Origin of the sequence: Shinella zoogloeoides, assembly GCF_033705735.1 — a bacterium.
GTDB classification, from domain to species: domain Bacteria; phylum Pseudomonadota; class Alphaproteobacteria; order Rhizobiales; family Rhizobiaceae; genus Shinella; species Shinella zoogloeoides_A.
In genome coordinates this window covers 1,927,005-1,946,194 of sequence record NZ_CP131130.1, presented here as the reverse complement: position 1 = coordinate 1,946,194, position 19,190 = coordinate 1,927,005, and the positions used below count along the sequence as shown (strand labels likewise).

The following is a 19,190-nucleotide window of genomic DNA, read 5'->3' as shown; positions in this document are numbered from 1 at the left end:
GGCGGGCCGATGAGAGGGGGAAGGAGCCTTGCCGGCCAGCTCATGCTGTGGATCACGGCGACGATCACGCTGCTCTGGCTCGTCGCCGTCGGCTTCGGCGCCTTCGTCATGCATGACGAGTTCGGCGAGATTTTCGACAGCGCCCTGCAGGAGACCGCCGAGCGCCTCGTGCCGCTGGTGGTCGATGACCTGAGGCATCGCGACGAGCCGAACGCCCCGTTGCGCATCGAGGCGACGCGCGGCCCCTCCGAGGAGGAATACCTGACCTATCAGGTGCGCGACGAGACGGGCAGGGTGCTGCTGCATTCGCACACCGCGCCCGTCGATCCCTTCGGCGCGCCGCTCAAGGTGGGATTCTGGGAAGGGCGCAAGGGCCGCATCTACACGGCTGCGACGCTGGACGAGACGATCTTCGTGCAGGTGCAGGATTCGGCGAAGGAGCGGCGGGAGGCGACGCGGGAGGGTTCGCTCGCCCTGCTCCTGCCCGTGCTGCTCATCGTTCCCCTCACCATCACGGCCGTCTGGTTCATCGTGCGCCGTGTTCTGGCGCCGGTCGAAACGTTGCGCGCGGCGATCGGCGAGAAGGATGGCGGCAATCTCGCCGCCATCGAGGCGGTGGGTCTGCCGCAGGAGCTGCGGCCGATCCTCCGCTCGGTCAATCTCCTGCTTGCCCGCCTGCGCGCGGTCCTTGCGGCCGAGCGCGAATTCACCTCCAACAGCGCCCATGAGCTGCGCACGCCGATCGCAGGCGCGCTGGCGCAGACGCAACTTCTCCTCTCCGAGCTGACTGATGTGCCGGAACGCGCGCGCGCCCAGCAGATCGAAGCCTCGCTGCAGAAGCTGACCAAGCTTACGGAAAAGCTGCTGCAGCTCGCCCGCGCCGAGGCGGGCATCGGCATGACGGAAAACACCTTCGACGTCGCCGATGTCGCCCGTGTCGTCGTCACCGATTTCCAGCGCGCCTCGGCCGATGCCGGACGCATCCGTCTCGCAAGCGACCTTGCCGCGCCCGTCCTGCACGAGGGCGAGGCGGACGCCTTCGCCATCGTGCTGCGCAATCTCATCGAAAATGCGCTGCTGCACGGGCGGGCCGATGCGCCGGTCGACATTCACCTCACCGGGGCGGGCGATGTGCGCATCCGCAACGGCGCCCCACGCATGAGCGACGAGGAGCTTGCCGCCGTGCGCAAGCGCTTTGCCCGCGGCAGGACCCTTGCGGCCGGTTCCGGCCTCGGCCTGTCCATCGCCGAGCGGCTCCTGGGGCAGATGCAGGCGAGCCTCGTCCTGACCTCGCCCATCCCCGGCATGCCCGACGGCTTCCAGGCCGAGATCGTGTTTCCCACACGGAGCTGAGGGGGCGGCAGCAGGCCTGACCCATTTCCGGACAGCCCGGTTTTCCGGTGTTTCCCGCTTGCAACAGTCGGGCGGTTCCGGCTATTTTTTTGTATTAGCATGTGAGAAAGTTGTGGCTTTATGCCCAATATTGTGGTTTTATGTGGCCATAATCAAAAACTGGTGGGGAACATGGGTCGCAAACCGGAGGAATATGCGCGGCTTCTGGCCAGCGCACTTTGCAAGTTGCATGCAGCAGAATCTCGCGGCGGGTCGCCGCTTCTTTCAGAAAACAGCGTTCGCGTAATCAGCCAGACCATTGCCGCGGCGATGGACGAGGCACGGAATATCCACATCCATGAAGAGCTGACGGCGATGAACGAGCGCCGCGAGCGTGTCCTGCTTCACTCCTGATCGTAAGCTTATGGCGCGGGTTTGTACTGCGTATTGCGCCAATGACATGTCATGATCACGGAGCTGCCGCCCGAAGCCGCGTATTCTGGCTTCGGGCGGTCTATTCATGTCCTGAGGTGACTTTCCCGGTGCGGGGCGATAGGTCCTCATAAGGCCTGTGGCATCGATTCTGAGGAGGAACCCGACATGACGCAATGGGGCAGCACCGGCAAGGGCAGGATAGCACTCGTGACGGGCGGCGGAACAGGCATCGGCCTTGCAATCGCGCGCGCCCTCAGCGCCGAAGGCTATGCCGTCGTCATTACCGGGCGGCGGCTTGCCGTGCTGGAGACGGCGGCGGGGGAGATCGCTGCGGCGACGGGCAATCCCGTGCGGGGCATCGCCTGCGACGTCGGCGATCCCTTGCAGGTGGCGGCCGTCTTTGCCGAGGTGAAGCAGGAATTCGGCCGGCTCGACGTTCTCGTCAACAATGCCGGCTCCAATGTCTCGCCGGCATTGCTGGAGGACATTCCCTTCGAGGAATGGTCGAGCATCCTCGCCGCGAACCTCACCGGCGCGTTTCTCTGCACCCAGCAGGCCTTCCGCATCATGAAGGACCAGAGCCCGCGCGGCGGGCGCATCATCAACAACGGCTCGATTTCCGCGACCGCGCCGCGCCCCAATTCCGCGCCCTATACCGCGACGAAGCACGCCATCACCGGCCTCACCAAGTCGACCGCGCTCGACGGGCGCAAATACGATATCGCCTGCGGTCAGATCGACATTGGCAATGCGGCAACGGACATGACCTCCCGCATGAATGCCGGCGTTCTGCAGGCCAACGGCGAGATCGCCTCCGAGCCGACCATGTCGGTCAGCCACGTCGCCGACGCGGTCGTCTACATGGCCAGCCTGCCGCTCGACGCCAACGTGCTGACCATGACGGTCATGGCGACCAACATGCCATTCGTCGGGCGGGGGTAGGGCGCGTATCGGTCCGGGCCCGGCGGTGGTGCGTTTTTCAGGATTACTGCGACAGGATTGTTGAAATCCAGGGGTGAGCGGTGCAGTCCGTGAGCCCGCGATAGAGGATGCCCTCCCACCCGAAGGCGCTGGCGGCCTGCACCACCGCCTCCGAATCGTCGAAGAAGAGGGGCGGTTCGTCCTGGGGCCCGAGGATTTCCGCGGCGCGCTCGAAGAAGGCGCGCATGGGCTTCAGCGCGCCGAACCGGGCCGCGTGAAACATATCATCGAACAGGTTCTCGAAGCCGTGCCTGTTCCAGAGATGGAACGCGCGCAGGTGTTCCTGGTTGGTCGCGACATAGAGGCGGGCGCGTCCCGTCCGCCGGAGGCGGCGGACGACATCCAGCAATTGCCGGTTCAGGTGACTGTCGCGATCCAGCCAATAGCTGGCGACGACGAAGGGTGAGCCAAGAAAACCCAGTTGCGGAAGGACTTCTTCGAGGGCCGAAAGCAGCGCCTTGCGGCCCGTCAGGACCTCTTTCTCGAAGGCCTGCTTGATGAAGAGATCGCGGAATGCCGCCGGATCGATGCCGAGATCGGCAAGCAGGTGCTCGTCCCATCGGCGGCGGCGTTCCGTCTGCCCCGTATAGCCATGGACGAGGACGCCATCCACATCGAAGAGCACCGATCTCAAGACAATCCCCTTTCAGCTTGATGGACTAACGCCGCGGCTCGCCGCCCGCGGCGTAGACCGTCTTCTGCTGGAACTTGAAGACATGGCCGCAGCGGCAGCGGATCATGTGCTTGTCGGGATATTTCGAGGGCCGTTCGGTGAGGAAGCCGCGCGGCAGGGAATCGACGGTGAAATCCGGGTGAGCGCGGGTCGGCATGTCGTCCTCGGAGACTTCCGCATAGCCGGCATTGCCGCACATGGCGCATTCCAGTTTGCGCGAATAGCGGTCGCGGGCGGCCATGAGGGACTCCTTCGTCGGTTAGGGTTCGCCGTTAATAGGCATCGGCCCGGCCGGTTTCAAGGATTCGATGCGGCCAGCAAAGCCTGTAGGGCGGTGATGATGCGGCGGTGCTGGTGGGCGTGGCGCGTGCGCACGTTGACGGCGGCGTAGACCGGCTGGGCGATAGGCTCGGCGCCTTCCACCCGGCTTGCCGCGCCGGCCTGCACCAGCCGCGCGGCGTCGGCCGCCGTCACGAAGGCCGAGCCGCCCAGCTTCTGCATCAGCGCGAGGATCGCGGTCGTCTCGCCGCTGGCGATGGGCGCGGTGGAAAGGCCGGGATAGGCCTGCCGGTGCAGCCGGTCGAAGGCGGGGGAGTAGACGGCCTGGATATAATCCTCCGGCCTGACGTCCTCGATGCGGCTTACCCGGTTGCTCACCATGTCGTAGCGTACTTCGCCGATGCGCTCGTAATGGAGGTCCGGCAGGTAATGCGGCGTGAAGAGGATGGCGAGGTCGAGGTCGCCGGCCCCGAGGTCTCGGTTCATCTGGTTGGAATAGTCCACCTCCAGATAGATCGAGGTGCCCGGCAGTTCCTTGCGCACCGCCGCCAGCCAGTCGCCGGCATAGTGGGCGGCAAGGTCGTGCTGCAGGCCGAGGCGCATGGAGCGCTCGTAGGCGCCTGCCGTTTCCACCGCCCGTGCCGCCTCGTGCCATTGATGCTGCAGGGCCTTGGCGTGGTCGAGGAAGCGCAGGCCCGCGGCCGTCGGCTGGGTGCCGCCCTTGTTGCGCGAAAAGAGTTTTCGCGCAAACAGCGCCTCCAGCGCGTTGATGCGATGCGTGACTGTCGATTGCGTGATGTTCAGCCGCTCCGCCGTGCGGTTGAAATTGCGCGTTTCCATCAGGTCGAGGAATGTCTCAATCAGGGCAATCTGCATGAACGCGCCGCATTTTCTCAATGTTTGACAATAGTCTAATCGGCATCCTCGATTAATAAAGCGAAATCCTCCGCTTGTCCCCCGGCGCTTTGGTTGCCACAAATTCCCGTCGAATAAGGGGATCGAGAATGTCCGCACTGCCAAGCCATGCCCGTGTCGTCATCATCGGTGGAGGCGCTGTCGGCGCATCCGCCCTCTATCATCTGGCCAAGGCCGGATGGACCGATTGCGTGCTGCTCGAGAAGAACGAGCTGACCGCCGGCTCGACATGGCATGCCGCCGGCAACGTGCCGACCTTCTCCTCCTCCTGGTCGATCATGAACATGCAGCGCTATTCCGCCTCGCTCTACCGGGAGCTTGGCGAACTGGTCGACTACCCCATGAACTACCATGTCACCGGCTCGATCCGCCTCGGCCATTCGAAGGAGCGGTTGCAGGAGTTCAAGCGCGTCGTCGGCATGGGCCGCTACCAGGGCATGGACCTCGACATCCTGACGCCCGACGAGATGCGGGGCAGGTATCCCTTCCTCGAAACGCACGACCTTACCGGTGCGCTTTACGATCCCAATGATGGCGACATCGATCCCGCACAGCTCACGCAAGCCTTGGCAAAAGGCGCGCGCGACATGGGCGCGAAGATCTTCCGCTTCTGTCCCGCCACCGGTGCCCGGCGCGAGGGGGAGGAGTGGGTGATCTCCACGCCACAGGGCGAAATCCGCTGCGAGAAGGTGGTCAACGCCGCCGGCTACTATGCCCGCGAGGTGGGAAAGTGGTTCGGCCGCGACGTGCCGATGATGGTGATGAGCCACCAGTACATTCTCTTCGAGGAAATCCCCGAGCTTGCCGCATGGTCGCGGGAGGCCGGGCACAAGCTGCCGCTGCTGCGCGACGTGGACTCGTCCTATTATCTCCGTCAGGAAAAGACGGGCATGAATCTCGGCCCCTACGAGCGGAACTGCAAGGCGCATTGGGTGACGCCTGACGATCCGATGCCGGACGATTTCTCCTTCCAGCTCTTCCCCGATGATCTCGACCGCCTCGAATGGTATCTCAACGACGCCGTGGAGCGCGTGCCGATCCTCGGCACGGCGGGCCTGTCGCGCATGATCAACGGCCCCATTCCCTATGCGCCCGACGGCAATCCGCTGATCGGCCCGATGCCGGGCGTGCCGAACGCGTTCGAGGCCTGCGTCTTCACCTTCGGCATCTGTCAGGCGGGCGGGGCCGGCAAGGTGCTGGCGGAATGGGTCACGGAAGGCGAGACGGAATGGGACATGTGGTCCTGCGATCCGCGCCGCTACACCAGCTTTGCCGCCGACAAGGACTATTGCATCGCCAAGGGCATGGAAATCTACGGCCACGAATATGCGATGCACTTCCCCAAGCATGCATGGCCGGCGGGCCGGGACAGGAAGCTCTCGCCGATCCACGACCGCATCAAGGCGCTCGGCGGCCAGTTCAAGCCCTATAACGGCTGGGAGCGCGCCAACTGGTATGCGAAGCCCGGCGACGATCTTTCGGAAGAATCCACCCAGACCTGGAACCGCGAGGGGCCGTGGCGTCCGCGCATCGAGGAGGAGTGCCGCGCCGTTACCGAGGCCGCCGGCATTCTCGACCTTCCCGGATTCTCACGCTTCCGCGTGAAGGGGGAAGGCGCGACGGCGTGGCTCTCTTCGCTCATCACCGGCAAGGTGCCGAAGCCCGGCCGCATAGGCCTTGCCTATTTCTCCGACGACAAGGGCCGCATCGTCACGGAAATGTCCGTCATGATGCTGGACGAGGACTTCTTCTTCCTCATCACCGCCGCGACCGCCCAGTGGCACGATTTCGAATGGCTGATGAAGCATCTTCCCAAGGACGCCGCCTTCACCATTGATGACGTGACGGATAGCTTCTCCTGCCAGATTCTTTCCGGCCCGAATTCCCGCGCCATCCTCGCCGACGTGTCCGATGCCGACCTTTCCAAGGGCTGGCTGACGCACCAGAGTTGCCAGATCGCCGGCCGCTGGTGCCAGCTCGTGCGCGTCTCCTTCGCCGGCGAACTCGGCTGGGAAATCCACACGAAGATCGAGGACACCGCCGCCATCTTCGATGCCGTGTGGGCGGCGGGGCAGAAGCATGGCCTGAAGCCTTTCGGCATGGAGGCGCTGGACAGCCTGCGCATCGAGAAGGGCTACCGCGCGTGGAAGGGCGATCTTTCGACCGACTACACGATCCTGCAGGGCGGCCTCGACCGTTTCGTCGACTGGACCAAGCCCGACTTCAAGGGCAAGCCGGCGCTGGAGCGCGAGAAGCAGCAGGGCGTCACCAAGCGGTTCGTGACGCTGACGGTGGAAGCCGGCGAGTGCGACGCGCCCTACATGTCGACGCTCTGGCACGGCGGCAAGGTCGTCGGCGAGACGACCTCGGGCAATTGGGGCTACCGCACCGGCAAATCCATCGCGCTCGGCATGCTGCGCGCCGACCTTACCGTGCCCGGCACGGAAATCGAGGTGGAAATCTACGGCGACCGCTTCAAGGCGACCGTCCAGCCGGACGGCCCGCTCTTCGATCCCAACAATGAAAGACTGCGCGCATGACGAAGCCCATTCCCTCCAAGGCGAGAGCCGTCATCATCGGCGGCGGCGTCTCCGGCTGCTCGGTCGCCTATCACCTCGCCAAGCTCGGCTGGACGGATGTGGTGCTGCTGGAGCGCAAGCAGCTCACGTCAGGCACGACATGGCACGCCGCCGGCCTCATCGGCCAGCTCCGCGCCTCGCAGAACATGACGCGCCTCGCCAAATATTCCGCCGACCTCTACGTCAAGCTCGAGGCCGAGACCGGCATCGGCACCGGCATGCGCCAGTGCGGCTCGATGACCGTGGCGCTCACCGAAGAGCGCAAGGAGGAAATCTACCGCCAGGCCTCGCTCGCCCGCGCCTTCGATATCGACGTGCGCGAGATCAGCGTGGACGAAGTGAAGGGGCTCTATCCGCACCTCAACACGGCGGATGTGAAGGCTGCCGTGCACCTACCGCTCGACGGCCAATGCGACCCCGCCAATATTGCCATGGCGCTTGCCAAGGGCGCGCGGCAGAACGGCGCGACCGTCATCGAGAACGTCAAGGTGACGTCGGTGCTGACGAAGGACGGCCGGGTGACGGGCGTTACCTGCGAGCAGAACGGTGAGACCTTCACCATCGAGACCGATAATGTCGTCAACGCCGCCGGCATGTGGGGGCGCACGCTCGCCGATATGTCGGGCGTCACGCTGCCTCTGCATGCCTGCGAGCATTTCTACATTGTCACGGAACCGATCCCGAACCTCCAGCGCCTGCCGGTGCTGCGCGTGCCGGACGAGTGCACCTATTACAAGGAGGACGCCGGCAAGATGCTGATCGGCGCCTTCGAGCTGAAGGCCAAGCCCTGGGGCATGGACGGCATCAGCGAGGACTTCTGCTTCGACCAGTTGCCGGAGGATTTCGACCACTTCCAGCCGATCCTCGAAAATGCCATCAACCGCCTGCCGATGCTGGAAACCGCCGGCATCCACACCTTCTTCAACGGCCCGGAGAGCTTTACGCCCGACGACCGCTATTATCTCGGCGAAGCCCCGGAACTGAAGGGCTACTGGGTCGCCGCCGGCTACAATTCCATCGGCATCGTCTCCTCCGGCGGCGCGGGCATGGCGCTCGCCCAGTGGATGAACGACGGCGAGCCGCCCTTCGACCTCTGGGAGGTGGACATCCGCCGCGCCCAGCCGTTCCAGAAGAACCGCACCTATCTCAAGGACCGCGTCTCCGAGACGCTCGGCCTGCTCTATGCCGATCACTTCCCCTATCGCCAGATGGCGACGGCGCGCGGCGTACGCCGCTCGCCGCTGCACGAGCACCTGAAGGCGCGCGGGGCGGTCTTTGGCGAGGTCGCCGGCTGGGAGCGCGCCAACTGGTTCGCGAAGGAAGGGCAGGAGCGGGAATACCGCTATTCCTGGAAGCGGCAGAACTGGTTCGAGAACCAGAAGGAAGAGCATCTTGCCGTCCGCAACGGCGTCGGCCTCTTCGACATGACCTCCTTCGGCAAGATCCGTGTGGAAGGCCGCGATGCGCTCGCCTTCCTGCAAAGGCTCTGCGCCAACCAGATGGACGTCGCCCCCGGCAAGATCGTCTATACCCAGATGCTCAATGCCCGCGGCGGCATCGAGAGCGACCTGACGGTGACGCGCCTTTCGGAAACCGCCTTCTTCCTCGTTGTGCCCGGCGCGACGCTCCAGCGCGACCTCGCCTGGCTGCGCAAGCATCTTGCCGACGAGTTCGTCGTCATCACCGATGTCACGGCGGCCGAAAGCGTGCTCTGCGTCATGGGACCGAAGGCGCGCGACCTCATGCAGAAGGTCAGCCCCAACGACTTCTCCAACGCCCATCACCCCTTCGCGACCGCCCGGGAGATCGAGATCGGCATGGGCCTCGCCCGCGCCCACCGCGTTACCTATGTCGGCGAACTCGGCTGGGAGCTTTACGTCTCCACCGACCAGACCGCCCATGTCTTCGAGGCGCTGGAGGCGGCCGGGGCCGATGTCGGCCTGAAGCTCTGCGGCCTGCACACGCTCGATAGCTGCCGCATCGAAAAGGCCTACCGCCATTTCGGCCACGACATCACCGACGAGGATCACGTTCTGGAAGCCGGCCTCGGCTTTGCCGTGCGCACGAAGAAGGGTGATTTCATCGGCCGCGACGCGGTTCTGCGCAAGCAGGAGGAGGGGCTGAAGCGCCGCATGGTGCAGTTCCGCCTCACCGATCCCGAGCCTTTGCTCTTCCACAACGAGGCGCTGGTGCGTGACGGGAAGATCGTCTCCACCGTCACCTCGGGCAATTACGGCCATGCCCTTGGCGGGGCCATCGGCATGGGCTACGTTCCCTCGGAAGGCGAAAGCGAGACGGATATCCTCGCCTCGCAATACGAGATCGAGATCGCCGGCGTGCGGGTGAAGGCGGAAGCCTCGCTCGCGCCGATGTACGATCCGAAAGCCGAGAGGGTGCGCGCCTGATGAACCTTGCCGAACGCCATCAACGGTTCCATGACCTGCACCAGTCGGGCTGCTTCGTCATCCCCAATCCGTGGGACATGGGTTCGGCCCGCATGATGGCGGCGGCCGGGGCCGTCGCGCTCGCCACCACTTCCGCCGGCTTCGCCTTCACGCTCGGCCGGCCCGACATGGGCCGGGTGACGCGCGAGGAATCGCTGAAACACGCTGAGGATATCGTCCGCGCCACGCCGCTTCCCGTCTCGGGCGATTTCGAGAATGGCTTTGCCGATGCACCCGACGATGTGGCCGAAACGATCCGCCTTGCGGCCGAAGTCGGCCTTTCCGGCTGCTCGATCGAAGACACGCAGATGGTGGACGGCAACCCGGCCTATGCCTTCGACCTCGCCGTCGAGCGCATCCGCGCCGCCGCTGACGCCGCCCGCTCGCTCGGCCGGCCCTTCATCCTCTGCGCCCGCGCCGACGGCGTGATGAACGGCGTCTACGATCTGGATGAAGCCATTCGCCGCATTCAGGCCTTCGAAAAGGCCGGGGCGGATCTGCTCTATGTCCCGGTGCCGCCGGGCGTCGAGGAGTTGAAGCGCGTGCTCGCCTCCGTCTCGAAGCCCGTCAACGCGCTTGCCGCCGGGCCGCTGCGCCAGCTCACGGTGCCGCAATTCGCCGATATCGGCGTGCGCCGCATCTCGCTCGGCTCGACGATCGCCCGCGTCACCCACGCCGCCATCGCCGAGCAGATGGACGCCATCCTCAAGGACGGCAGCTTCGCGAAACTCTCAGCTGCGGCGTCCGGCGATGCCATCAACCGGATGCTGACAGCCGGCGCCGGCGAGGCGGATTGATCTTTTTCCGTGTAATGCCTAGCGGGTGGCGGCGCGCACGTCCCTGACGCCGAAGTCGAATTCGGGCGTCGTGACGGGGGTGAGGTCGAGGCCGGGGAAGACGGCGAAGGTGCTGAAGGCCTGGCTTTCGCCCGGCAGCACGCGCAGCACGACCAGCGCGCTGTCGCGACCGGCCTCCCGGCAGGTGCCGTTCGGGCAATCGGAGAGCACCACGTCGAGCCGGAAGGATTGCAGCGGCACCGCGCCTTTATTCGTGAGGCGGCCGGTGACGCGGTAGCTCGTCTTGGTCTGGCCGACGCTCGCCTGCATTTCGGAGAGGGAAACGTCGTCGGCGGTAAGCGCCGCTGCCGTGCTGCCGGGTGTCGCGGGATCGCTCGACGGCGCCCGCTCGTCGACGAACCAGACGAGAAGCGCGCCGGCAAGGCCGATGGCGACCACGATGGTCAGAACGGGTTCAACCCAGCTTTGGAAGCGCCGGAAGCGCAATGCGAGATACAGAATGGCCGCCGCCGCGACCGCGAATGCCCAGATCATCCCCGTCCTCCTGGGACTGGTATAGCCTGCGCGACGGGCGGCCGGAAGGGTATTCGGCTTCAAATCGCCTTGAACGGTCTCAGACCACGGCGCTGCCGGCCATCAGGGCAAGAACCAGGAAAATCAGGAAGATGACGAGCGCGATCACGAAGAGGACCTTCGCGATGGTGGCCGTCGCGGCCGATACGCCGGAAAAACCAAGGAAGCCGGCGATCAGTGAGATGACGAGGAAAATCAAGGCCCATTTCAGCATGGCGGTGCCTCCTGTTTGATGGAAGGCAAGACGCGTGAAGGGCAAGAAAGTTCCGGGGCGCTGGAGACGCCCCGGCGGGTGGCCGCGCGCGAGGGCGGCGGGGAGGATCAGCCGTGGTTGATCATGACGTGGCGGACAGCGGTGTAGTCCTCCAGCGCGTAGATCGACATATCCTTGCCGTAGCCCGACTGCTTGACGCCGCCATGGGGCATTTCGGTCGTCAGCATGAAGTGGGTGTTGATCCAGGTGCAGCCGTATTGCAGGCGGGAGGCCGCCTTCATCGCCTTGCCGATATCCTTCGTCCAGACGGAAGAGGCGAGGCCGTAGTCGCTGTCGTTGGCCCAGCCGATGGCCTGCTCGGCATCGGAGAAGCGGGTGACGGAGACGACCGGGCCGAAGACCTCGCGGCGCACGATCTCGTCGTCCTGCGTCGCGCCGGCCACGACCGTCGGCTGGAAGAAGTAGCCGTCGTCGCTGCCGGGGCGGCCGCCCGCGGTGATCTCGATATGCTTCACCTCGGCGGCGCGCTCGACGAAGCTCGCCACCCGGTCGCGCTGGCGCTTGGAGATCAGCGGGCCGATCTCGTTCTGCGTATCGTCGGGGTCGTTGTACTTGATGGTCGAGACGGCGGCGGAGAGGTCGGCGACCAGCTTCTCGTAGATACCGTCCTGCGCATAGATACGGCAGGCGGCGGTGCAGTCCTGCCCGGCATTGTAGTAGCCGAAGGCGCGGATGCCGGAGACGACGGCTTCGAGATCGGCATCGTCGAAGACGACGACCGGGGCCTTGCCGCCGAGTTCCAGATGGGTGCGCTTGACGGTCTTGGCGGCGGCAGCCAGCACCTTCTTGCCGGTGGCGACGTCGCCGGTAATGGAGACCATGTTGATCTTCGGATGGTTGATCAGCGCGTTGCCGACCGTCTCGCCGCGACCGAGCACGATGTTGACCACGCCTTCCGGCAGGATGTCGGCCAAGAGCTTCGCCATCTTCAGCGCCGTCAGCGGCGTCTGTTCGGAGGGCTTGAAGACGACGGTGTTGCCGCCGGCAATGGCGGGGGCGAGCTTCCAGGCCATCATCATCAGCGGATAGTTCCACGGCGCGATGGAGCCGACGATGCCGACCGGGTCGCGGCGCACCATGGAGGTGAAGCCGGGCAGATACTCGGCGGCGACGGGCGCATGCAGCGAGCGGATCGCGCCGGCGAAGAAGCGCCAGCAGTCGACGATGGCGGGCAGCTCGTCGTTGCGGGCCGCGTTGATCGGCTTGCCGCAGTTGAGGGATTCGAGCGCGGCGAAGGCATCGGCGTCCTTCTCGATGGCGTCGGCGATGCGCAGGAGATAGCCGGAGCGTTCGGCGGGCGTCGTGGTCGCCCAGGAAACGAAGGCCTTCTCGGCGGCATCGACGGCGGCATCGATCTGCGCGTGGGACGCCTCGGGCAGGTCGACGATCTTGCCGCCGGTCTTCGGGTTCAGGATGTGCTCTTCCGCCTCGGTGCCGGCCTCGAAGCGCGAGCCGATCAGCATCTGGGTGTCCATGATGTTCTCCCTTGTCGTTTGGTTCATTTGCCGCCGCCGGCGACCTGGTCGCCGTCGCGGGTGAGGTAGTAGGCGCCGAGGATCGGCAGGAAGGTGACGAGCACGACCACCATGGCGACGACGTTCGTCACGGGCCGCTGGCGGGGGCGCACGAGTTCTTCCAGCATCCAGATCGGCAGGGTGGATTGCTGGCCGGCGGTGAAGGTGGTGACGATCACCTCGTCGAAGGACAGCGCGAAGGCGAGCATCCCGCCGGCGAGCAGCGCCGTGCCAATATTCGGCAGGATGACGTAGCGGAACGTCTGGAAGCTGTCGGCGCCGAGGTCCATCGAGGCTTCGATCAGCGAGCCGGAGATGCGGCGGAAGCGGGCGACGGCGTTGTTGTAGACGACCACGACGCAGAAGGTCGCGTGGCCGAGCACGATGGTCCAGAAGGAGAAGGGGATCTCCGCGAAGGAGAAGGCCGAGCGCAGCGCGATGCCGGTGATGATGCCGGGAAGCGCGATGGGCAGGATCACCAGCAGCGAGACAGTCTCACGGCCGAAGAAGCGCGTGCGGGAAACGGCGGCGGCGCAGAGCGTGCCGAGCACGAGGGCGACGGCCGTCGAGATCGACGCGACGCGGACGGAAAGCCCCATCGCCTCCCAGACATCCGGCCGGTTCCAGGCGACGGCGAACCATTGCAGCGTATAGCCGGGCGGCGGGAACTGGTAGCTCTTTTCCTCCGTGGTGAACGCATAGAGGAAGATGAGCAGGATCGGCAGGTGCAGGAAGGCAAGGCCGGCGCCGGCTGCAATCTTCAGGCCGAGCGGGGCGGAGGTGTTCTTGTCAGAGCGCATCGAAGGCTCCCTGCCGCTTGGCCATCCAGAGATAGAGGCCCATGATGACGATCGGCACGACGGAGAAGGCGGCGGCCAGCGGGATGTTGCCGGCCGTGCCCTGCTGGGCATAGACCGCCTGGCCGATGAACAGTCGCGACGAGCCGATGATCTGCGGAATGATGTAGTCGCCCAGCGTCAGCGAGAAGGTGAAGATGGAGCCGGCGATGATGCCGGGCAGCGCCAGCGGGAAGAGCACGTAGCGGAAAGTCTGGCCGGGATTGCCGCCGAGATCGGCGGATGCCTCGATCAGGTTGCCCGGCACGCGCTCCAGCGAAGCCTGGATCGGCAGGATCATGAAGGGCATCCAGACATAGATGAAGACAATGAAGGTGCCGGTATAGCTGATCGAGAGCGAGGAACCGCCGACGACCGGAAGGGCAAGCCACGCATCGAGCAGCCACAGCAGGTGCAGCTTGGCGAAGAACCAGGTGAGGATGCCTTCCTTGGCAAGGATCAGCTTCCAGGCATAGATTTTCACGAGATAGCTCGACCACAGCGGCAGCATGACGCCGAGATAGAAGATGACCTTCCATTTTCCCTTGGCATAGCGCGCCGCGTAATAGGCAATGGGGAAGGCGATGATCGCTGACGCTATCGTCACCAGCACCGCCATCAGCACGGTGCGCAGGATGATGTCGAAGTTCGAGGGTATGAGGAGCTGCTTGTAGGTGGCGAGCGTGAACTCGTAATTGATCAGCCCGGAGAAGTCGTCGATCGAGAAGAAGCTCTGCAGGAGCAGCGCGAAGAGCGAGCCGAGATAGATGACGCCGAGCCAGAGCAGCGGCGGCGTCAGCATCAGGAGCAGCAGGATGCCCGGATTGCGCCAGAAGAAATCCGAGAGCCGCCCGAAGGCGCCCTGCCGGCGCGCGAGGATGGAGGTGTCGGTGACGGTGCTCATTGGGCGCCGTCCATGGTGTGCAGGTCCTGCGGCAGGAAGGAGAGGGTGACGGTCTCGCCCTCGGCGGGTACCGCGATGGAGGCCGGCAGCATGGCGGCGACGCGCGCGCCGTTCGCCTCCACCGTGACGCGGTTCGCCGCGCCGAGGAAGCTTGCGGCCGTCACGCGGCCGGTGAACTGCTTGCGGCCGGGCGCCTCGCCGAGCGCTATGTCCTCGGGACGCAGGCTGGCATAGTGCCTGCCATAGCCGAGGCCGTCCACGAAGTCCGGCGGCAGCACGTTGGAGGAGCCGACGAAATCGGCGACGAAGCGCGTCTGCGGCCGCTTGTAGACCTCTTCCGGCGTGCCGAGCTGCTGGATCCTGCCGTCGCTGAAGACGGCGATGCGGTCGGCCATCGACAGCGCCTCGCCCTGGTCGTGCGTGACGAAGACGAAGGTGATGCCGAGGGATTTCTGCAGCGATTTCAGCTCTTCCTGCATCTGCTCGCGCAGCTTGAGGTCGAGCGCGCCGAGCGGTTCATCGAGGAGGAGCACGCGGGGGCGATTGACGAGGGCGCGGGCGAGCGCCACGCGCTGGCGCTGGCCGCCGGAGAGCTGGCCGGGGCGGCGCGTGCCGTAGCCGGGCAGCTTCACCATGGCGAGCGCCTCTTCCGCCGCCTTCAGCCGCTCGGCCTTGCCGACGCCCTTGACCATCAGACCATAGGCGACGTTCTCGAGGATCGAGAGATGCGGGAAGAGGGCGTAGTCCTGGAACACCGTGTTGACGTTGCGCCGGTAGGGCGGCACGCCCTCGGCCGTCTCGCCGAAGATCTCGATATGGCCCGAGGTCGGCTGCTCGAAGCCGGCCATCAGGCGCAGGCAGGTCGTCTTGCCGGAGCCGGACGGGCCGAGCATGGCGAAGAACTCGCCCTCGGCAATGGCGAGATCCACGCTGTCGACGGCGCGCACGGCGCCGAAGTGGCGGGATACTTGCTGGAACAGGACGGCGGTCATGGGGGCTCCCGGTGTTTTGTGTTCCGCCCCTCATCCGCCTGCCGGCACCTTCTCCCCGCAGGCGAGGAGAAGGAGGCACGAAGAGGCGTTTTCCGCTGCGGCCTTCTGCCGTCGAAGCGAAACCTGTCGTGGGGCACGTTCCCTCTCCCCGTTTACGGGGAGAGGGTTAGGGTGAGGGGCTGTTCTCAGCGACCGCCGATGACGCCGATATAGTCGGAGACCCAGCGGTGATAGGGTACGCACTCGCTCTGGCTTTCGCACTTGGTCGTCGGCGTGCGCCAGAAGGCGATCTTGTCGAAGTTGTCGTAGCCGTTGGTCGAGCAGCCTTCGTCGGTCAGCAGCGCATTGCCCTTGCAGGCAGCCGGAACGGAGGGAACCGCGCCGAACCAGGCGGCCGCGTCACCCTGCACCTTGGCCGAAAGCGAATGCTCCATCCACATATAGGCGCAGTTGGGGTGCTGGCTTTCGGCATGCAGCATGGTGGTGTCGGCCCAGCCGGTCACGCCCTCTTCCGGGAAGGTCGAGGCGATCGGCTGGCCTTCCGATTTCATCAGGTTGACCTGGAACGGCCAAGAGCCCGAGGCGACGACGCCTTCGTTCTTGAAATCGTCGATCTGGATCATCGCGTCGTGCCAGTAGCGGCCGACGAGCGTGCGCTGGACGCGCAGGAGGTCGAGCGCGGCCTTGTACTGGTCTTCGTTCAGCTCGTAGGGGCTCTTGATACCGAGTTCCGGCTTGTGCGCCATCAGGTACTGGGCGGCGTCCGCGATGTGGATCGGGCCGTCATAGGCCTGCACGCGGCCCTTGTTGGACTTGCCGTCCGGCAGCGTCATTTCCTCGAAGACGACTTTCCAGCTCTTCGGCGCCTCGCCCTTGAAGGCTTCGGTGTTGTACATCAGGACGTTCGGCCCCCAGAGATAGGGCGTGCCGTAGTGGACGCCGTTCACCGTGTACCAGGGCGCGTTCTGCAGGCGCTCGTCGAGGGTCTTCCAGCTGGGGATGAGGTCGATGTTGATCGGCTGGACGCGCTTGCCCGCGACGAGGCGGAGCGAGGCGTCGCCCGAGGCGGTGACGAGGTCGAAACCGCCTTCGTTCATCAGCGCGACCATTTCGTCCGAGGTCGCGGCGGTCTTCACCGTCACCTTGCAGCTCGTCTTCTTCTCGAAGTCGGTGACCCAGTCATAGGCCTTGTCCGTCTCGCCGCGCTCGATATAGCCGGCCCAGGCGACGATGGAGACCTCGCCCTCACCGGGGCCAAGTTCCTTCAGCGGCTCCTGGGCGATGGCGGCGGTGGTGAAGGCGAGCGAAAGGGTAAGCGCGGTGCAGGAATGCAGAAGTCGCTTCATGACAGTCTCCCGGTTTGATCCGCTTTGAGCGGTATTGTTCCCGAAAGGAAAGGTGCCGCGATTTCGCCGCTTTCGCAAATTCATTAATCAGAATGCCGGTATCGGAAATTCCGAATGGTGAAGTTAATTGTCGTTTCGTGGCGCAAATCCCGCACGACGGCCGGCAAGGAGCCAGTATAGGGAACCCGCGGCGCAGCCGGCTATGGCCGCGGCGAGGAGGCGGGACGGCTGAAGCCACAGGAACAGCAGGCAGGTAACGAAAATTCCGGCCACCGACCAGAGGAGAAGGTAGGCCCATCGGTTTCCTATCGCTCGCCATTCGAAGACGGAAAGAATGGCCAGCAGCGGGACCGTGCCGGTGACGATATAACCCGGTGCGCGAAGCACCGCCCCCCAGAGCAAGGCAGAGTAAAAAGGTAGCTCACCACGTTGGGGCTGCAGCGTCCAGGAGAGATTCGGCAGTGCGTTCAGGAACTCGAACAGGGCGCTGAAAACAACGATGCAAAGGACCGTTGTCATCGTGATGGTTATCAACCGAACAAATATTCTCATCAGTCGTCTCGTAGCGCCGGATCAGTAAAAAACTCAATCTCCGGCTTACTCAGCATTCCTTGATATACTTTTACGTTAGCGCCCGCGCCCGCTCCTCAGCGCTTCCGCCAGTCCCACGAAATCGCGCGCCGCCTGCGACAGGCCGGAGCCCTTGCGCCAGACCATGCCGATCTGCACCACCGGCAGCGCACCGGAGACGTCGCGGCTTTCGATGCGGTCGCCTTCCAGCGACCAGGGGCGGTAGACGAGGTCGGGCAGGAGCGCGATGCCCGCGCCCGTCGCCACGAGGCTGCGCACCGCTTCCACCGAGCGGGTGCGGAAGGCGACATGTGGTCTCGCGCCGAGGGCGCTCAGCAGCTTGCCGGTATTTTCCTCGATTTCGTCCACCGTCAGCATGATCAGCGGCTCCTTGGCGATGTCGCTGACGGAGATGATGTCGGCAGAGACGAGCGGATGCCCGATGGGCAGCCACAGCCGATAGGGCGAGGTCTCGATGATCTCGGCCTGCAGCGCCATGCGGTCACGCAGGTTGGAGATGACCATGACCGCCACGTCCAGTTCCCCGCCGACCAGCAGGTGCTCCAGATAGGAGCCGTTGTCCTCGATGGCGCTGACATCGATGCCGGGGAAGGCGCGGCGATAGCGCGAGAGCAGGTCCGACAGCACGTAACCGGCGACAAGCGAGGTGACGCCGAGATTGAGCTGGCCCTTTTCCGGCGCCCGGTTGTCGGAGAAGGAACGGCGGGCGTCCGAGACATTGGCGAGGATCTTCGTCGCATGTCGCAGGAACTGGTGGCCGTTATGCGTCGTCGTCAGCCCGCGCGGATGGCGCTCGAAAAGCTCGACGCCGAGATCCGATTCGAGTTCCTTGATCGCCTCGGTGATCGAGGATTGCGAGATCGACAGGTTCTGCGCCGCCCGCGTCACGGATCCCTGTTCCGCGACGGCGACGAAATACTGCAATTGCCGGAAAGTGAAAGCCATGGCGGCACTTAATAGGACGGGCGGCGGAGAGGCAAGGCGAATGGCTGCGGATGAAATGCCGCCGAGAGTTCCCCGCCCGCCATTTCCGCGATAAGCTCGCGGGCAGGAGACGAGGCCTGGAGGAGAGGATATGCCGCCGTTCGAGATGATGCTTGCCTTTTTCGTGACGACGGCGGTCTTCGCCTATATGCCCGGCCCGGCGATGCTCTACGCGGCGGCGCAGACGATTGCGCGCGGCCGCCGCTCCGGCCTGATGGCAAGCCTCGGCATCCACCTCGGCGGCTATGCACATGTGATCGCCGCCGCCGCAGGCCTCACGGCGCTGTTCCATGCCGTGCCCGCGCTCTATCTGGCGGTCAAGCTGCTCGGTGCGCTCTACCTCGTCTGGCTCGGGGTGCGCATGTTCCGCGCCAAGGCCGAGCCGATGGCCGATCTCGCGGGCGCGCTTCCGGCGGAGCTGGCGCGCAAGAACGGCTGGCGCGCCTTCGTCGAAAGCATTTCCGTGGAGGTGCTGAACCCCAAGACGGCGATCTTCTTCCTCGCCTTCCTGCCGCAGTTCGTCGATCCCGCGGCGGCCCTGCCGGTCTGGGCGCAGCTTCTTGTTCTCGGCACCATCGTCAACCTCATGTTCACCTCGGCCGATATCGTCTGCGTGTTCCTGGCCGGCGTCATCGCGAGCCGCGTGAAGGGCTCGGCGCGGATGCAGAAGACCATGCAACGCGTCGGCGGCACGATCCTCGTCGGGCTCGGCCTCAATCTCGCCTTCCAGAAGACCTGAGC

19 protein-coding genes are annotated in these 19,190 nt (G+C 65.0%); 7 read left to right on the top strand and 12 right to left on the bottom strand.

Annotated elements, in window-relative coordinates:
* The first annotated feature begins 9 nt into the window (after window positions 1-9).
* The 3 genes from ShzoTeo12_RS09815 (at window position 10) to ShzoTeo12_RS09805 (ending at window position 2,709) form a co-directional block, all read left to right on the top strand.
* Window positions 10-1,353 (top strand): HAMP domain-containing sensor histidine kinase, encoded by a 1,344-nt coding sequence (locus ShzoTeo12_RS09815; protein ID WP_318909475.1) that lies wholly within the window; start codon window positions 10-12, stop codon window positions 1,351-1,353.
* A gap of 171 nt (window positions 1,354-1,524) precedes the next feature.
* A complete protein-coding gene (locus ShzoTeo12_RS09810; RefSeq protein WP_119257112.1) occupies window positions 1,525-1,746 on the top strand; it encodes a hypothetical protein in 222 nt (73 codons plus the stop codon).
* Between the two features lie 186 nt (window positions 1,747-1,932).
* Window positions 1,933-2,709, top strand: coding sequence for an SDR family oxidoreductase (locus tag ShzoTeo12_RS09805; protein ID WP_318909474.1), 777 nt, complete (start codon window positions 1,933-1,935; stop codon window positions 2,707-2,709).
* A 43-nt stretch (window positions 2,710-2,752) separates the two neighbouring features.
* Here ShzoTeo12_RS09805 and ShzoTeo12_RS09800 read toward each other — a convergent pair whose 3' ends face one another.
* Genes ShzoTeo12_RS09800 through ShzoTeo12_RS09790 form a run of 3 tightly spaced genes read right to left on the bottom strand, consistent with a single transcriptional unit; the run spans window position 2,753 to window position 4,576 of the window.
* A complete protein-coding gene (locus ShzoTeo12_RS09800; RefSeq protein WP_318912431.1) occupies window positions 2,753-3,373 on the bottom strand; it encodes an HAD-IA family hydrolase in 621 nt (206 codons plus the stop codon).
* 34 nt (window positions 3,374-3,407) lie between these two features.
* Entirely contained in the window at window positions 3,408-3,662 is a 255-nt protein-coding gene (locus ShzoTeo12_RS09795) for a hypothetical protein (protein ID WP_119257115.1), read from the bottom strand.
* A gap of 56 nt (window positions 3,663-3,718) precedes the next feature.
* Window positions 3,719-4,576: a LysR family transcriptional regulator gene (locus ShzoTeo12_RS09790; protein ID WP_318909473.1), complete on the bottom strand. Its 858-nt coding sequence runs from the start codon at window positions 4,574-4,576 to the stop codon at window positions 3,719-3,721.
* Window positions 4,577-4,704: 128 nt separating this feature from the next.
* Between ShzoTeo12_RS09790 and ShzoTeo12_RS09785 the strand changes: the two genes are divergently transcribed.
* From ShzoTeo12_RS09785 to ShzoTeo12_RS09775, 3 genes are read left to right on the top strand one after another with little or no spacing between them, the layout of a single operon-like run.
* The gene (locus ShzoTeo12_RS09785; RefSeq protein WP_318909472.1) at window positions 4,705-7,155 is read left to right on the top strand and encodes an FAD-dependent oxidoreductase; all 2,451 of its coding nucleotides are present in this window, start codon (window positions 4,705-4,707) and stop codon (window positions 7,153-7,155) included.
* A complete protein-coding gene (locus ShzoTeo12_RS09780) occupies window positions 7,152-9,599 on the top strand; it encodes an FAD-dependent oxidoreductase (protein ID WP_318909471.1) in 2,448 nt (815 codons plus the stop codon). Before ShzoTeo12_RS09785 ends, ShzoTeo12_RS09780 begins: the two co-directional genes overlap by 4 nt.
* On the top strand, window positions 9,599-10,435 hold the full coding sequence (locus tag ShzoTeo12_RS09775) for an isocitrate lyase/phosphoenolpyruvate mutase family protein (RefSeq protein WP_318909470.1): 837 nt from the start codon (window positions 9,599-9,601) through the stop codon (window positions 10,433-10,435). Before ShzoTeo12_RS09780 ends, ShzoTeo12_RS09775 begins: the two co-directional genes overlap by 1 nt.
* 18 nt (window positions 10,436-10,453) lie before the next feature.
* On the opposite strand, the gene ShzoTeo12_RS09770 is transcribed toward ShzoTeo12_RS09775, so the two are convergent.
* From ShzoTeo12_RS09770 to ShzoTeo12_RS09730, 9 genes are all read right to left on the bottom strand, one after another.
* Complete coding sequence (locus tag ShzoTeo12_RS09770) at window positions 10,454-10,969, bottom strand: hypothetical protein (protein ID WP_318909469.1); 516 nt, start codon at window positions 10,967-10,969, stop codon at window positions 10,454-10,456.
* A gap of 79 nt (window positions 10,970-11,048) precedes the next feature.
* Window positions 11,049-11,222 (bottom strand): DUF1328 domain-containing protein, encoded by a 174-nt coding sequence (locus ShzoTeo12_RS09765; protein ID WP_119257121.1) that lies wholly within the window; start codon window positions 11,220-11,222, stop codon window positions 11,049-11,051.
* Between the two features lie 107 nt (window positions 11,223-11,329).
* Window positions 11,330-12,757: a gamma-aminobutyraldehyde dehydrogenase gene (locus ShzoTeo12_RS09760; RefSeq protein WP_242217191.1), complete on the bottom strand. Its 1,428-nt coding sequence runs from the start codon at window positions 12,755-12,757 to the stop codon at window positions 11,330-11,332.
* 23 nt (window positions 12,758-12,780) lie between these two features.
* Window positions 12,781-13,596: an ABC transporter permease gene (locus ShzoTeo12_RS09755; protein WP_119257123.1), complete on the bottom strand. Its 816-nt coding sequence runs from the start codon at window positions 13,594-13,596 to the stop codon at window positions 12,781-12,783.
* The gene (locus ShzoTeo12_RS09750; RefSeq protein WP_318909464.1) at window positions 13,586-14,536 is read right to left on the bottom strand and encodes an ABC transporter permease; all 951 of its coding nucleotides are present in this window, start codon (window positions 14,534-14,536) and stop codon (window positions 13,586-13,588) included. Before ShzoTeo12_RS09750 ends, ShzoTeo12_RS09755 begins: the two co-directional genes overlap by 11 nt.
* Window positions 14,533-15,528, bottom strand: coding sequence for an ABC transporter ATP-binding protein (locus ShzoTeo12_RS09745; RefSeq protein WP_318909463.1), 996 nt, complete (start codon window positions 15,526-15,528; stop codon window positions 14,533-14,535). The genes ShzoTeo12_RS09750 and ShzoTeo12_RS09745 overlap by 4 nt, the downstream gene beginning before the upstream one ends.
* A gap of 185 nt (window positions 15,529-15,713) precedes the next feature.
* Entirely contained in the window at window positions 15,714-16,874 is a 1,161-nt protein-coding gene (locus ShzoTeo12_RS09740; protein ID WP_318909461.1) for an ABC transporter substrate-binding protein, read from the bottom strand.
* A gap of 123 nt (window positions 16,875-16,997) precedes the next feature.
* Window positions 16,998-17,426, bottom strand: coding sequence for a hypothetical protein (locus ShzoTeo12_RS09735; protein WP_318909460.1), 429 nt, complete (start codon window positions 17,424-17,426; stop codon window positions 16,998-17,000).
* 75 nt (window positions 17,427-17,501) lie between these two features.
* Window positions 17,502-18,410: a LysR family transcriptional regulator gene (locus tag ShzoTeo12_RS09730; protein ID WP_318909458.1), complete on the bottom strand. Its 909-nt coding sequence runs from the start codon at window positions 18,408-18,410 to the stop codon at window positions 17,502-17,504.
* A 130-nt stretch (window positions 18,411-18,540) separates the two neighbouring features.
* Here ShzoTeo12_RS09730 and ShzoTeo12_RS09725 point away from each other — a divergent pair, with 130 nt between their 5' ends.
* Window positions 18,541-19,188, top strand: coding sequence for a LysE family translocator (locus tag ShzoTeo12_RS09725; RefSeq protein WP_318909456.1), 648 nt, complete (start codon window positions 18,541-18,543; stop codon window positions 19,186-19,188).
* Window positions 19,189-19,190 lie beyond the last annotated feature (2 nt).